The following is a 14408-nucleotide window of genomic DNA, read 5'->3' on the forward strand; positions in this document are numbered from 1 at the left end:
GTACACGTGCTCAGAGTCGACCGGAGAGCGCTGGGAGCATGCTGGGAACCGGCGACGGCCTCGCGCCGCCGTGTAAAGAGCGTGTGACGAACCGGCCATCACGACCCCGGCCGGCCGCGGGCGCTCGTAGGCTTCCTCAGTGACCACCACTGCACCGTCCCCCGTGCACGCCCGCCCGAGCCGCGTCGAACCCGGCGGCATCGAGGCCATCCCCGCTTCCGCCCGTCACGGCTCCCCGTGGCAGCTCGCGGCCACCTGGACCGCGCCGAACCTCGAGTTCGCCACGATCTACGTCGGCGTCATCGCGGTGCTGTTCTTCGGGCTCGACTTCCGCTGGGCGATGATCGCCCTCATCCTCGGCAACGCACTCGGGTCGCTGACACAGGGCATCCTGTCGACGTGGGGGCCGCGTGAGGGTCTCGCACAGCTCGTGCTGAGCCGCACCGCGTTCGGGTTCCTCGGCAACATCCTGCCGGCGGGCATCAACACGATCATGGCCGGCCTGGGCTGGTTCGCCACGAACTCGGTCTCCGGCGCGCTGGCGCTGTCGACCCTCACCGGCATGAGCACGTGGCTCGCGCTGATCATCGTCGTGGTGCTCGAGGTCGCCGTGGCGTTCGTCGGCCACGACCTCGTGCAGGTGTTCGAGCGCTACGCGTCGTACATCCTCGGGATCATCTTCCTCATCGCGACGATCGTGATCTTCTCCCACGCCCACCTCGAGTACACCCCGAAGGGCGGGGGTTACTCCTTCGCCGGCTTCACCCTCACCGTGAGCGCGGCGTTCGGTTACGCCGCCGGCTGGAACCCCTACGCGTCCGACTACACCCGGTACCTGCCCGCCAGCGCGTCCCGCCGCACCGCCGGCTGGGCCGCGGGCATCGGCGACTTCGTGTCGTGCACCGTCCTCATGGCGGCGGGCGCGGCAGCCGTCACCATCGGTGGGTTCGACCCGGGCGACCCGACCGGGTCGTTCACGTCGAGCCTCCCGGTCGTGATCCGCGACCTGACGCTCATCGCGATCGCCGTCGGCGCCATCGCCGCCAACTCGCTCAACATCTACTCCGGCGCGATGTCGTTCCTCGCCGCGGGCGTTCGCATCCGGTTCGGACTGCGTCGGGCCATCGTCGCCGTCGGGTTCGGCATCATCGGGTTCTTCGTCGCGCTCTGGGCCCTGCCCGACGCCGGCGAGAAGTACGAGAACTTCCTCCTCGTCATCGCCTACTGGATCGCGCCGTGGCTCGGGGTCGTGTTCGCGGACCGGATCCTGCGTCGCGGCACGTCCATCGCGCAGTTCATCCCCGACCGCGTCCGGTACCGCAACTGGGCGGGCATCACCGCGTTCCTCATCGGCGGCGTGCTGTCCGTGTGGTTGTTCTCGAACCAGACGTTCTACGAAGGTCCCGTCGCCAAGGCGACCCCGGTCGGCGACCTCACCCCGCTCGTCGGGTTCGTCGTCGCGTTCGTGGCGTACTTCCTGCTGTTCCGCGTCGCGAAGCCGGCCGTCGGCGGTCCGCTCGCCGAGGCGCCCGACACCGTCATCGGCGTCGACGGCGCGGACGACGTCGCATGACCGACGTCGAGGAGCCGGCCGAGTCGCGGGAGCCGGCCGAGCCGCAGGAGCCGACCGTGCGGCATCCCGGTGGTGATCCCAGGGACCCGGTGACGGGCCTCCCGGCCGAGGGAGCGAGCGGCGACGCGGCCCCGTCGGCGGTCCCCGGTGGATCGGTGCAGGACGCGGCAGCGGCGTCCGGCCTCGGTGCCGTGGCGGATGACCCGGCCACCGCGGTGGGCCCGGAACCGGTCGGCGCCGGGCCGCGCTTCACGACCGCCGAGGAGCAGCTGGCCGTCGCCCGCGCCGAGGCGGAGCAGGGGCTCGTCGAGGGTGGGATCCCGATCGGTGCCGCGCTGTTCGCCGCCGACGGCACCCTGCTCGGCAGCGGCCACAACCGGCGCGTGCAGGACGACGACGCGTCGATGCACGCCGAGACGAACGCGTTCCGCAACGCCGGACGGCAGCCCGGCTACTCGGGCACGACGATGGTCACGACCCTGTCGCCCTGCTGGTACTGCTCGGGCCTCGTCAAGCAGTTCGGCATCTCCCGCGTCGTGATCGGTGAGGCGGAGACGTTCTCCGGCGGTCACGACTGGCTGCGGGAGCAGGGCGTCGAGGTCACGATCCTGGACGACCCGGACCTCGTCGCCATGATGCGCACGTTCATCGCCGAGGAGCCGACGCTCTGGAACGAGGACATCGGGGTCGAGTAGCGGCGGCCCGCGGACGCGGGCGTTGTCGCGCCCCGACGTGGGCGCGGCGGGCGAGCGCGTGGGCGGCGGGCGCGGGTACGCGCGGCGGCAGGCGCCAGGCGCGAGGCGGCAGGCGCGGGCGCGCGGCGGCAGGCGGGCGGCGGGCGCGGGCGCGGTCCCGAGAGGACGGCTTGCGTCCCCCCGTCCGTTCCAGGCCGCACCGGTGTCCCCCACCCTGCCCGTACCGGCGCGGTCGACAACGCAGGAACACCGAGCCGGGAGTCACGGCACACCCCCACCACGCACCAGGACTCCTGAATTGTCACCCCCGGCCCTGGAGGCCCCACCTCCGCCGCCACGGCCGCACAGCCGCGAGTCCCAGCTCCGGCCCAGAACCTCGCGGCCGAGGCCGCGCCTCGCGTGAAGGTCGCGCCTCGCGCACGGAGTCCACCTCGCTCCGCGTCAGACCCCACCGGTCGACAACGCAGGAACACCGAGCCGGGAGGCACGGCACACCCCCGCCGCGCACCAGGACTCCTGAATTGTCACCCCCGCCCTGGAGGCCCCACCTCCGCCGCCACGGCCGCACAGCCGCGAATCCCAGCCCCGGCCCAGAACCTCGCGGCGGAAACCGCGCCTCGCCTGCAACTCGCGCCTCGCGCACGGAGTCCACCTCGCTCCGCGTCAGACCCCACCGGTCGACAACGCAGGAACACCGAGCCGGGAGGCACGGCACACCCCCACCACGCACCAGGACTCCTGAATTGTCACCGCTGGTCACTCGTCACCGCGCTGGTTCTGGGGGCGCCGCTGGTGCGGGGGCGACGCCGCTGGTCAGCGGTCGCCGCTGGTGCGGGGCGCGGCGCCGCTGGTGCGGGGCGCGGCGCCGCTGGTGCGGGGCGCGGCGCCGCTGGTGCGGGGCGCGGCGCCGCTGGTGCGGGGCGCGGCGCCGCTGGTCATCGGGCGCCGGCAGGCGGACCGCCGCGCCGCGCCGCACCGCATCGCGGACAGCTCACGCTGCGAGCCGCCGCCGACGCGCCGTGAATCGCCGCTCAGGCGTGCGCGATGGCCACGCCACGGCGCTCGCCCCGCCGCACGATCGGCCCGAAGATCGCGCGCCAGCCGAGCAGGAACACCCCGAGGACCACACTGGCCACGATGAAGAACGACACGGGCAACGGATTTCCGTGCTCGACGCCCTGCCCCGCGGTGACCCGGATCGCCATGCCGACGAGCACGGTGAGGATCCAGGCCACGACACCGGTCGGCCACAGCGCCAGCGGCCGGGACCACGCCCCGCTCGTGACGTAGGCGATCGCCCAGCCCGCGAGGAACGGGTAGGCCGTGATCCACAGCGTCACGGGCGTGGCCCCCTCGCCGTGCGAGAGCCGTCCGATGAGCGCGAAGACGACGACGAGGACGACGTCGATCACGGCCGCGAGCCAGCCGAAGGTGCGTGTGGTCACGAAGCCATTGTCGCGCACCGACTCGTGCACCGACACCGAGCGGCGGTCGGCACCCCGATCCGTGCCGGCCCGATGACAGCCACGATCAGAACAGGCCGCCGCGCGGGGGCGTGCCCGGCACGTCGAGCCCGCGGAACATGTCGGACACCAGGGCCTCGATCTGCGGTTCCACCAGGCGCTCGATGGCCTCGGCGATGCGGTCGCGGTGTTCCACGAGCGCGAGGCACACCGCCGTCCCGGTGGCCCGAGCGCACTCGTCCGACAGCGCGATCTCGTGGTGCAGCGCGGCCTTGGCCTCGTCCGACAGCGGTTCCCGTGGCGACGTCGCCTGGGCCCCGGTGCCGGTGAGTTCGGCGAGCGTGAACAGGAACGGCGAGCCGGGCTCGGGTTCCGGGTCGACGTCGAGACCCTGGAACTCCGGCGACAGTCCGTCGGCCGGCTGGTACCCCGCGGACCCCTTCCGTGCGTCGGAGCGGTCGAGTTCACGCTTGAGCAGCGGCAGGTTCTTGGCCGTGTAGTCGTCCACGGCGTCGTCGATGATGGTCGAGACCCGACCGATCAGCGCGTGCTGGACCGGATGCGGCACGTCCGGACCGAACCCCGCCGCGGTCGCGATCGGGGACCCCACGCAGCGCCGGCAGATGCGCGTCCGTGGCCGGGCCGACCCGATCTGCCACCGCGGCAACCAGCGGAGCCAGACGTCGACCGCGGTCCGCACGCGCCCGTCGATCCCGTCCACCCCTCAAGGGTACGGTCGGGAGGCCCGGTGCGCCCCCGTCCCGCACCGAACGGTGCAGAACCCATCTCTGTGCAGGACCGCAGCGCGAGCCTGCGAGCCCGCAGGATCAAGCTGCTTCAGTGACGAAGTCGATCAACTCCTCGACCCGGCCGAGCAACGCCGGCTCCAGGTCGGCGTACGTCCGCACCTGCCCGAGGATCCGCTGCCACGCGTGCGCGATGTCCGCCTGGGACTCGTGGGGCCACCCGAGCGCGTCGCAGATGCCGTGCTTCCACTCGATCGACCGCGGGATCGTCGGCCACTCGCGCAGTCCGAGTCGCGCCGGCTTCACCGACTGCCACACGTCCACGTAGGGGTGCCCCACCACGAGGACGTGCCGACCCCACTTGCCCCGCATCACGGCGTCGGCGAACCGAGACTCCTTCGACCCGGGCACGAGGTGGTCGACGAGGACCCCGACGCGGCGTCCACGCTCGGGCCGGAACTCCTCGAGGACGTCGGCGAGGTTGTCCACCCCCGACAGGTACTCGACGACGACACCCTCGATCCGGAGGTCCGCCCCCCACACCTTCTCGACGAGTTCCGCGTCGTGGCGGCCCTCCACCATGATCCGGGAGGGCAGGGCGACCCGCGCCCGCTGTGGTCCCACCGCGAAGCTGCCGGAGGCGGTGCGCGCCCGACCGTCGGCGGTCCCGATGCCGGGCGCCGCGCCTCCCGGCCGGTTCGCGGCGCGCCCGCCGATCGGCGCGGCGGGACGCCCGAGCCGCACGAGCTCCCCCTCGAGCAGGAACTGCCCCGTCGCGGGGAACGAGCGCGTGCGCCCCTTCCAGTCCTCGAGCTCGACGAGACCGGCCTCGAGCCGGACGACCGCGCCGGCCCACCCCGACGCGGGGTCCTCGAGCACCATGTCCCGTTCGAGCGGGACCTCCCGCACCGTCTTCCGTCCCTGTGCTCGCCAGTCCCCGGCGAGCACGTCGGAGCCGTAGCGGTCGTCGCCGGATCCCGATTGCACCCGCCGAGGGTAACGTCGAGGCATCCCCTCCCCGGCCCGGCGGCGCGGTGCGTCGTGGTGCCGGGAGCATCCACCCCACCCCGAGAGGCCACCCCATGCGTGCCACCGTCATCCACGCCGCCCGCGACATCCGCGTCGAGGACCGCGACGACCCCACCATCATCGAGCCGGGCGACGTCGTCGTCCGGGTCGTCGCCGCCTGCGTCTGCGGTTCCGACCTCTGGCCGTACCGCGGCGTCCGCCCGGTCGAGCCGCACACGATCGGCCACGAGTTCGTGGGCACCGTCACCGAGGTCGGCGACGCGGTCACGACCATCGCCCCCGGCGACTTCGTCATCGCGCCGTTCACGACGAACGACGGGACCTGCCAGGCGTGCCGCCACGGCATCACGTCGAGCTGCGAACACGGTTCGGTGTTCGGCGGCAAGCAGGACCCCTACGGCCACCCGATGGGTGGCGCCCAGGCCGAGATCGTGCGGGTCCCCGACGCGGAGGCGACCCTCGTGGTCGTCCCCGGCCCCGTCGACGACGCACTCGTGCCCTCGCTCCTCACGCTCTCGGACGTCTTCTCGACCGGGCACCACGCCGCGGTCTCCGCTGGGGTCGGCCCCGGCAAGACGGTCGTGGTGGTCGGCGACGGCGCGGTCGGCCTGTGCGCCGTGCTCGCGGCTGCCCGGCTCGGCGCCGACCACATCATCGCGATGAGCCGCCACGAGGACCGCCAGCGGATCGCGCGCGAGTTCGGTGCGACGGACATCGTCGCCACCCGCGGTGACGAGGGCATCGACGAGGTCCGCGCCCTGCTCGGCGGCGAGCTCGCCGACTGCGCCCTGGAGGCCGTGGGCACCAAGGAGAGCATGGACCAGGCGCTGCGCGTGGTGCGGCCCGGCGGCGCCGTCGGGTACGTCGGCGTGCCGGCGGGTGGCCCGGAGCTCCCGATGTCGTTCCTGTTCGGCAAGAACATCACCGTCGCCGGTGGGGTCGCCCCGGTGCGCGCCTACCTGCCGGAGCTGCTGCCCGACGTGCTCTCACGCGCCGTCGACCCGGGGCGCGTGTTCGACCTGGAACTGCCCCTCGAGGAGGCCGCCGAGGCCTACGCGGCGATGGACGAGCGCCGCGCCGTCAAGGTGCTGCTCCGCCCGTAGCGGCGGTGCGTGGGCCGGGAGCGCGGGCGGTGGTCAGCCGCCCGGCCCACGCGACGCGGCGGTGACGCCGACGCCGCGCTCGTCGCGTTCCGCCGCTCGTCGCGCTCGTCGCTCGTCGCTCGTCGCGCTCGTCGCGCTCAGGCGTCGTGCACGGCGAGCAGGCGATGGGGTGCCGCTTCGACCACGTGCCACGGCGTCCCCTCGGGCAGGACGCCGCGCAACTCGCCCGCGGTGTAGCTCCGACGGATCGAGCGCAGCCCGTCGACGCGGACGAAGGTCCCGGCGGCCACCGGTACGACCCCGAGCGCGTACGCGCGGTAGGCCGCCGCCGAGCGTCGGATGTCGCTGTGCACGACCCGGCGCGTCGCGAGCGTCACCGAGTCCGCGAGGAACGCCGCCCGTGCCGCATCGTCGAGGTGGTGCAGGACGTGGTTCGACACCACCACGTCGAACCGCTCCCCCGCCGCGACGAGGTCCTCGCTCGACGCCCGCCGGAAGACCACGCCGTCGGTGGTCGTCCGCTCCGCCGCCCGGATCGCCCGGGGGTCGGGGTCGATGCCGACGACCTCGACGCGATGTCCGGAGGCGTGCGCCCACCTCGCGATCGAGCGCGCCACGTCGCCGCCGCCGCATCCGAGGTCGAGCACGCGCGCGGGCCGCTCGACCGGGAGGACCGGCCGCACGAACCGCCGCCAGACCCCGCGCCAGCCGCCGACGAGCGGATTGACGATCGCGAAGCGCCGGAAGGTCCGGTCGAGGGCACGAGGGTCGCATGCGGGGTCGTCCATGACCTCGGCGAGGTCCGTCGCTCGGACGCTGAGGTCCGGACGCAGGGGCTCGCCGAAGACGCGCGCGCCCCGCCGGTGCTGCAGATCCGGGCCTGTCCCGACCGCCGCGTTCACGCTCGCACGACCTCGAGCGCTGCCGTCTCCACCGTCAGTCCCGGGCCGAACGCGAGGGCGACGACGCGGCTGCCGGGCTCCGCCCCGTCCTGCAGGATGCGGTCGAGCACGAACAAGACGGTGCCGCTCGACATGTTCCCGTGCTCGGCCAGCACGCGACGGGAGGCGTCGATCGCCATCGCGGGCAGCTGCAGTTCGTCCTCGACCCGGTCGAGGATGGCCCGGCCGCCCGGATGCACCGCCCAGAGCGGTACCGACGTCGCGTCGTCACACTCGATCGCCGCGAGGACCGGCGCCACGGCTTCTGCCACGTGCTGCTCGATGAGGTGGGGCACGGCCGAGGACAACACCATCTCGAAGCCCTCGTCGCCGATGTTCCACGCCATGTCGCCGGCTCCCTCCGGGATCACCGACGACGCGAACGCGTCGAGCCGCAGGGCCAGGGGCGCGTCGGGGTCCGGCTCCGCGGTGAACCGCGCGTCCGGGAGGTCCGGTGTCACGACCGCCGCGGCCGCTCCGTCACCGAACACGCTGTTGGCGACGATCTGGTCCGGGTCGTCGGAGGCCCGGATGTGCAGGGTGCACAGCTCCGCGCACACGACGAGCACGACGGCGTCGGGGTCCTCGGCGCAGAACGCCGCCGCGGTCCGGAGTGCCGGGAACGCGGCGTAGCAGCCCATGAACCCGATGTGGTGGCGGAACACCCCCGGTCGCATGCCGAGTTCCGTCGCCACGGCGAGGTCCGGGCCCGGCTGCGTGAACCCGGTGCAGGACACCGTGACGACGTGGGTGACCTGGTCGGCCGCGATGTCCGCCTTCGAGAGCGCGTCGGCGGCAGCGGCGACGAACAACGGGAGCGCGGTCTCGCGGTAGCGGTCGTTGCGGAACCGGGTCGACGGTGAGCGGATGACGCCGTGCTCATCGACGAAGTCGCTCGCGCCCTCGTGGAGGAGTTCGGAGAGCACGGTGTGCCGCTGGTCGACCGCCGAGGCACCGAACGCAGCCCCGACGATGCGCTGTCCGAGCCGACTCAACGCCGGCTGCGCCGCGAACAGCCCCTGCACCGCCCGCTGGTCGAGGGTGGTGGGCGGGACGGCCGTACCGACGGCGCGGATGATTGCGGGCACGATTCATCCTGCCACCGGCCCCCGCGCACCGCCCAGGCACGATGCACCCCGTGGTCGCCATGCGATCCGGGAACGTCGGATCGGGACTGACCACGGGGTCACGCCTCGTGGCGGCGGGACGACGATCTCGGCCGTACCGCCGGGCAGCGCGAGGTCAGGCCTGCGCGCGCTCCAACACCAGCTCACGGACACGGGCGGCGTCCGCCTGGCCCTTCATCGCCTTCATGACGGCGCCGATGATCGCACCGGCGGCCTGCACCTTGCCGTCGCGGATCTTGCCCAGGACGTCCGGCTGGGCACCGAGCGCCTGGTCGATCGCGGCGATGAGCGCGGTGTCGTCCGACACGACCTTCAGGCCGCGGGACTCGACGACCTCGGCCGGCGACCCCTCGCCGGCGATGACGCCCTCGAGCACCTGACGGGCGAGCCGGTCCGTGAGGTCCCCGGTGTCGACGAGCGCGATGAGTTCGGCCACCTGTGTGGGCGACACGAGATCGGCCGGAGCGGCGTCCTGGGCGTTGGCGATGCGGCTGATCTCGCCCGTCCACCACTTCCGGGCGGACTGCGGTTGCGCGCCGGCGGCGACGGTCTCCTCCACCTCGACGAGCAGACCGCCGTTCACGACGTCCTGGAACTCCAGGTCCGCGAACCCCCATTCGGCCTTGAGACGCCGACGGCGCGCCGCCGGGGCTTCCGGAAGGGCCGCGCGGAGTTCCTCGATGAGCTCGGGCGCGGGCACCACGGGCAGCAGATCGGGCTCGGGGAAGTAGCGGTAGTCGTCGGCGTCGGACTTCGGACGCCCCGCCGAGGTACGGCCGGTGTCCTCGTGCCAGTGACGGGTCTCTTGCGTGATCGTCCCGCCGTTGGCGAGGATCGCGGCCTGCCGCTGGATCTCGTAGCGCACCGCACGCTCGACCGCGCGGAACGAGTTGACGTTCTTCGTCTCGGTGCGCGTCCCCAGGCGCTCCTGCCCGCGGGGGCGCAGCGACACGTTCGCGTCGCACCGCAGGTTCCCGCGCTCCATCCGCGCCTCGGACACCCCGAGCGCCCGGACGACGTCGCGGATGGTCTGCACGTAGGCGGCACCGAGCTCGGGCGCGCGGTGCTCCGCCCCGAAGATGGGACGCGTGACGATCTCGACGAGCGGCACGCCCGCTCGGTTGTAGTCGACCAGGGAGTACTCGGCGCCCTGGATGCGGCCCGTGGCCCCACCGACGTGCGTCAGCTTGCCGGCGTCCTCTTCCATGTGGGCACGCTCGATCGGCACCGTGAACATGGTGCCGTCGGCGAGCTCGACCTCGACCGACCCGTCGAACGCGATGGGCTCGTCGTACTGGGAGATCTGGTAGTTCTTCGCCAGGTCCGGGTAGAAGTAGTTCTTCCGGGCGAAGCGCGAGGACTCGGCGATCGAGCAGCCGAGCGCCAGACCGAGGCTGATCGAGTAGCGGATGGCCTGCTCGTTCACGACCGGGAGCGACCCGGGCAGCCCGAGGTCGACCGGCGTGATGTTGGTGTTCGGCTCGCCGCCGAAGAAGTTCGGCGCGTCGGAGAACATCTTGGTCTTCGTCGCGAGCTCGACGTGGACCTCGAACCCGAGCACGGGCTCGAAGCGCTCGATCGCCTCGTCGAAGTCCATGAGTGCGTCCTTGGCCATCAGATCACGCCTTCTTCCGCTGCCGACTGCTGAGTCTCGTCGAGGTCGGGGACCTGCGAGATGAGGGTGCGCCCCCACGAGTCCTCGAGCAGACGCTCGAGCGCCGCGCCGTACCGGTAGAGGCGGGCGTCCTGACGCGCGGGTGCCATGAGCTGCACGCCCGTGGGCAGGCCGTCCTCGGGTGCCAACCCCATGGGGATGCTCATGCCCGGGATCCCGGCGAGGTTCGCGGGGATCGTCGTGAGGTCGTTGAGGTACATCGCGAGCGGGTCGTCGATCTTCTCGCCGAGGGGGAACGCCGTGGTGGGCGCACTGGGGCTGACGAGCAGGTCGACCTGTTCGAAGGCGCGGTCGAAGTCACGCTGCACGAGCGTGCGGACCTTCTGCGCGCTGCCGTAGTACGCGTCGTAGTAGCCGGCGCTCAGGGCGTACGTGCCGAGGATGATGCGGCGCTTGACCTCCGGACCGAAGCCGGCCTCGCGCGTTGCCGCCATGACGTCCTCGACCGTGCCACCGGCCGCGGGCGTGACGCGCATGCCGAACCGGACCGAGTCGAACTTGGCGAGGTTCGACGAGGCCTCGGCCGGGAGGATCAGGTAGTACGCGCTGATCGCGTACGCGAAGCTCGGCGCGTCGATCTCGACCACCGTGGCCCCGGCCGACTCGAGCAGGGCGACGGTCTCGGTGAAGCGCTGCGTGACGCCGGCCTGGAAGCCGTCGCCACCGAGCTCCTTCACGACGCCGATCCGGACCCCGGCCAGGGTGCCGTCCTGGAGACCGGAGCGAGCGGCGTCCGCGAAGGACGGCCAGGCGTCGGTGAGGGACGTCGAGTCGCGCGGGTCGTGTCCGCCGATGACGTCGTGCACGAGCGCGGCGTCGAGCACCGTCCGTGACACGGGCCCCACCTGGTCCAGTGAGGACGCGAGCGCGATCGCACCGTAGCGGCTCACGCCGCCGTACGTCGGCTTGACACCGACCGTTCCGGTCACCGCACCCGGCTGGCGGATCGATCCACCCGTGTCGCTGCCGAGCGCGACCGGCGCCTCGTACGCGGCGACGGCCGCTGCGGAGCCGCCCCCCGAGCCTCCCGGGATGCGGTCGAGGTCCCACGGGTTGCGCGTGGGACCGTACGCCGAGAACTCGGTCGACGATCCCATGGCGAACTCGTCCATGTTGGTCTTGCCGAGCGGGACCATGCCCGCCTGGCGGAGCCGGGCGACGACCGTGGCGTCGTACGGCGGCACCCAACCTTCGAGGATCCGCGAGCCGGAGGTCGTGGGCATGTCCTGCGTGCAGAGGACGTCCTTGATGGCGACGGGCACCCCGGCGAGCGGGCCGAGGGCGTCACCCGCGGCGCGTCGAGCGTCCACGGCCTGGGCCACGGCGAGCGCGGACTCGTTGACGTGGAGGAACGCGTGCACGTCGGTGTCGACGGCGGCGATGCGGTCCAGGTGGGCCTGGGTGACCTCGACGCTCGACAGGTCACGGGCGACGAGCGCGTCGGCGAGCGCCGCCGCGGTCATCCCGGTGATCTCGGCGCTCACTGTTCCTCTCCCAGGATCGCGGTGACCCGGAACCGGGAGCCGTCGGAGTCGGGCGCACCGGCGAGGGCCTGCTCCTGCGTCAGCGTCTGGCCGACCTCGTCCGGTCGGAACACGTTCTGCAGCGGGATCGGGTGACTGGTCGAGGGCACGTCGGGCGTCGCGACCTCGCTCACCTTGGCGACGCTCTCGACGATCTGCGAGAGCTCCCCGGTCAGGCGGCTGATCTCGTCCGGCGTGAGTGCGATGCGTGCGAGGTGCGCCAGATGCGCGACCTGCTCGCTCGTGATGTCAGGCATGGTGCTCCGTCGATCGGTTCGTGGGATGCCGACCAGTCTAGAGCGGCGTCCGCCGACCGGGCCGCCGGGTCACTTGCCGGTGGACGGGGCCGGGATCGTCGCCGTGGTGGAGGACGAGCCGGACCGGGCGGTCGACTTCGCGGAGGTCGACCCGACCATCGTGGGGTCGGGCGTCGGCAGGGCATCGCCGCCGTACTTCTGGTCGAGCGTCGTCATCATGGTCCGACCGACGCCGAACTTGGCGCTGTAGCCGGTGGTCCCGGCGAGCATCGGGACGTTCGCGAGCCCGACCGCCCCCTTCACGTTGCCGATCCAGGTCGCGTTCGTGTACTTCGTCGTCGAGGTGACGAGCCAGTTCTGCACGTCGGCGTCGGTCGTGCCGGTCTTGGCGAACTTCGGGGTGCTGTCGCCGGGGTTCGCCGAGGCCGCGGTGCCGCTGCCCTGCAGGACGCCCTGCAACGCGTAGTCGACCGTGGCGGCGACCTGCGCGGAGACACCGCGGGTGCACGTCGTCGGGGTCGGCGCGATCGACTTGCCGTTCGCCTGCGTCACCTTGTCGATCGCGACCGGCGTGCAGAACACCCCGCCGTTCGCGAACCCGGCGTAGGCGCTCGCCAGGGTGAGCGGCGAGAGCTCGTTGACGCCGAGGATCATCGACGGCCCCTCGAACAGTCCGCTCGCACCGTTCGCCTTGTGGATGCCCATCGCCTCGGCGAGCTTCGCGATCTGGCACAGGTCGAGCTGCTTGCCCATCGCGGCGAACGCGGTGTTGATCGACTCCGCCGTCGCGAGCATGACGCTCATCGACGCTGGGACCGCCTCGGCGTTCGCGACGGACCAGGGGGCACCCGCGATGTTCTCGCACGTGTTCGTGAACTCCGCGGTCGGGTAGGTGTGCTCCGTCGTGTTCACGTACTGGTTCAGGGTGTGCCCGGACGCGAGCCACTCGGCGAGCGTGAACACCTTGAACGTGGAGCCCGTCTGGAACCCGGTGGAACCGCCGTACGCCTGGTCGGTGCTGTAGTTCACCGAGGTCGAGCCCGGAGGCGCCGCATCCGACTGGTTGAAGCTCGTGTTCTGCACCATCGACAGCACGCGACCCGTGCCGGGCTGGATGGTGACGTTCGAACCACCGATGTGGACGTAGGTCATCGTCGACGGCACGTAGGTCGAGAGCGCGGACTGCGCCGTCGCCTGCAGATCCAGGTCGAGCGAGGTGTAGATCTTCAGGCCCTTGGTGTCGAGGGTGGTGATCCGGTCGGCCTCGGTGGTGCCGAAGGCGCTGTCGTGGAGCACGACGTTCCGCACGTAGTCGCAGAAGTACCCGGCGTCGTACTGGACCGCCGCGGCGCACCCGTTCGTCGTCGCGGTGATCTTCGGCGTGATCGGGGCCGCGATCGCCGCGTCGCGCTGCTGCTTCGTGATGTCGTGGTGCACGTACATGCGCTTGAGCACGTAGTCGCGGCGCGCCTTGGTGAGCGCGTACCCGTTCGCCGAGCCGTTGTCCGTGTCGGCCGGCTCGTCGATCCGGAGGTTCGCCGGGTTGTTGAGGATCGCGACGAGCGTCGCCGACTGCTCCAGGTTCAACTGCGCGGCCGTGACCCCGAAGTAGTACTCGGCACCGGCCTCGACGCCGTACACACGACCGCCGAGCCCGACGATGTTGAGGTACCCCGTGAGGATCTGTGACTTCGAGTACTTCTTGTTCACGGCGATCGCGTACCGCATCTCCTGCAGCTTCCGCTGCGGGGACACCTCGGTGACGTGCTGGTAGCAGGAGTCGATCTTCGACTGCGTCCCGAGCTGCTCGCACTGCTGGACGAGGACGTTCTTGACGTACTGCTGGGTGATCGACGACCCGCCCTGGACGTCCTTGCCGAGGGCGGTCGACGCCGCACCACGGAGCGTGCCGACGACGTCGATCCCGCCCTCGGTGGCGAACCGCGGGTCCTCGGTGTCGATCGCGGCCTGCTTCACCGTGGTGGCGATCGCCGAGTCCTTGACGATCACGCGGTTCTCCGCGAAGAACGACGCGATCGCGACGTCCTGGCCGCCCTTCTTGGCGTAGATCGTCGAGACCTGCTGCGGCGTCGAGATGTCGAGGTAGCTCGGCAGGTCCTCGAAGAACTCGGCCGCCGACGACACCCCCTGCCCGGCGAGCGCGACGCCCGGCGTGACCGCGACGGCGACGAGGACGCCTGCCACGACCGCCATGACGACGAAGAGGAGGAACGCTCCAGGCCACCGCACGACACGCATGTGATGACGGTACGGAC

General features: G+C 72.0%; 12 protein-coding genes. 3 read left to right on the plus strand and 9 right to left on the minus strand.

What is annotated here, in order from left to right:
• The first annotated feature begins 139 nt into the window (after positions 1-139).
• Together DEI92_RS11645 and DEI92_RS11650 are read left to right on the plus strand one after the other, a co-directional pair.
• On the plus strand, positions 140-1573 hold the full coding sequence (locus DEI92_RS11645; protein WP_111013612.1) for a cytosine permease: 1434 nt from the start codon (positions 140-142) through the stop codon (positions 1571-1573).
• Positions 1570-2268, plus strand: a complete 699-nt coding sequence (locus tag DEI92_RS11650; protein WP_111013613.1) for a nucleoside deaminase — start codon at positions 1570-1572, stop codon at positions 2266-2268. The genes DEI92_RS11645 and DEI92_RS11650 overlap by 4 nt, the downstream gene beginning before the upstream one ends.
• 1031 nt (positions 2269-3299) lie before the next feature.
• Here the strand turns inward: DEI92_RS11650 and DEI92_RS11655 are convergent.
• The 3 genes from DEI92_RS11655 to DEI92_RS11665 all read right to left on the minus strand — a co-directional run bounded on the left by DEI92_RS11655 (position 3300) and on the right by DEI92_RS11665 (position 5464).
• Positions 3300-3713, minus strand: a complete 414-nt coding sequence (locus DEI92_RS11655) for a DUF3054 domain-containing protein (RefSeq protein ID WP_111013683.1) — start codon at positions 3711-3713, stop codon at positions 3300-3302.
• 85 nt (positions 3714-3798) lie between these two features.
• Positions 3799-4452, minus strand: a complete 654-nt coding sequence (locus tag DEI92_RS11660) for a spermidine/putrescine ABC transporter substrate-binding protein (protein WP_181434873.1) — start codon at positions 4450-4452, stop codon at positions 3799-3801.
• Positions 4453-4558: 106 nt separating this feature from the next.
• Entirely contained in the window at positions 4559-5464 is a 906-nt protein-coding gene (locus DEI92_RS11665) for a DUF3097 domain-containing protein (RefSeq protein ID WP_258370181.1), read from the minus strand.
• A 95-nt stretch (positions 5465-5559) separates the two neighbouring features.
• On the opposite strand from DEI92_RS11665, the gene DEI92_RS11670 reads away from it, so the two are divergent.
• Positions 5560-6609: a zinc-binding dehydrogenase gene (locus tag DEI92_RS11670; protein WP_111013615.1), complete on the plus strand. Its 1050-nt coding sequence runs from the start codon at positions 5560-5562 to the stop codon at positions 6607-6609.
• A gap of 137 nt (positions 6610-6746) precedes the next feature.
• On the opposite strand, the gene DEI92_RS11675 is transcribed toward DEI92_RS11670, so the two are convergent.
• From DEI92_RS11675 to DEI92_RS11700, 6 genes are all read right to left on the minus strand, one after another.
• The gene (locus tag DEI92_RS11675) at positions 6747-7511 is read right to left on the minus strand and encodes a methyltransferase domain-containing protein (RefSeq protein ID WP_258370182.1); all 765 of its coding nucleotides are present in this window, start codon (positions 7509-7511) and stop codon (positions 6747-6749) included.
• On the minus strand, positions 7508-8638 hold the full coding sequence (locus tag DEI92_RS11680; RefSeq protein WP_111011574.1) for a type III polyketide synthase: 1131 nt from the start codon (positions 8636-8638) through the stop codon (positions 7508-7510). Before DEI92_RS11680 ends, DEI92_RS11675 begins: the two co-directional genes overlap by 4 nt.
• A gap of 154 nt (positions 8639-8792) precedes the next feature.
• Positions 8793-10292, minus strand: coding sequence for an Asp-tRNA(Asn)/Glu-tRNA(Gln) amidotransferase subunit GatB (gatB, locus tag DEI92_RS11685; protein ID WP_111013616.1), 1500 nt, complete (start codon positions 10290-10292; stop codon positions 8793-8795).
• Positions 10292-11815 carry an Asp-tRNA(Asn)/Glu-tRNA(Gln) amidotransferase subunit GatA gene (gene gatA, locus DEI92_RS11690; RefSeq protein ID WP_111013685.1) on the minus strand — a complete coding sequence of 508 codons (1524 nt, stop codon included), beginning with the start codon at positions 11813-11815 and terminating at the stop codon, positions 10292-10294. The genes gatB and gatA overlap by 1 nt, the downstream gene beginning before the upstream one ends.
• Before the next feature lie 17 nt (positions 11816-11832).
• The gene (gene gatC / locus DEI92_RS11695) at positions 11833-12132 is read right to left on the minus strand and encodes an Asp-tRNA(Asn)/Glu-tRNA(Gln) amidotransferase subunit GatC (RefSeq protein WP_111011576.1); all 300 of its coding nucleotides are present in this window, start codon (positions 12130-12132) and stop codon (positions 11833-11835) included.
• Positions 12133-12201: 69 nt separating this feature from the next.
• Positions 12202-14391: a transglycosylase domain-containing protein gene (locus DEI92_RS11700; RefSeq protein WP_111013617.1), complete on the minus strand. Its 2190-nt coding sequence runs from the start codon at positions 14389-14391 to the stop codon at positions 12202-12204.
• Positions 14392-14408: the final 17 nt, after the last annotated feature.

This window comes from Curtobacterium sp. MCBD17_034, assembly GCF_003234515.1.
Lineage (GTDB): Bacteria > Actinomycetota > Actinomycetes > Actinomycetales > Microbacteriaceae > Curtobacterium.

Bases quoted from the DNA above. Each gene is read 5' to 3' on its own strand.
- DEI92_RS11650 (WP_111013613.1), top strand. From the start codon at position 1,570: ATGACCGACGTCGAGGAGCCGGCCGAGTCGCGGGAGCCGGCCGAGCCG.
- DEI92_RS11670 (WP_111013615.1), top strand. From the start codon at position 5,560: ATGCGTGCCACCGTCATCCACGCCGCCCGCGACATCCGCGTCGAGGAC.
- gatB (WP_111013616.1), bottom strand. From the start codon at position 10,292: ATGGCCAAGGACGCACTCATGGACTTCGACGAGGCGATCGAGCGCTTC.
- gatA (WP_111013685.1), bottom strand. From the start codon at position 11,815: ATGACCGCGGCGGCGCTCGCCGACGCGCTCGTCGCCCGTGACCTGTCG.
- gatC (WP_111011576.1), bottom strand. From the start codon at position 12,132: ATGCCTGACATCACGAGCGAGCAGGTCGCGCATCTGGCGCACCTCGCA.
- DEI92_RS11700 (WP_111013617.1), bottom strand. From the start codon at position 14,391: ATGCGTGTCGTGCGGTGGCCTGGAGCGTTCCTCCTCTTCGTCGTCATG.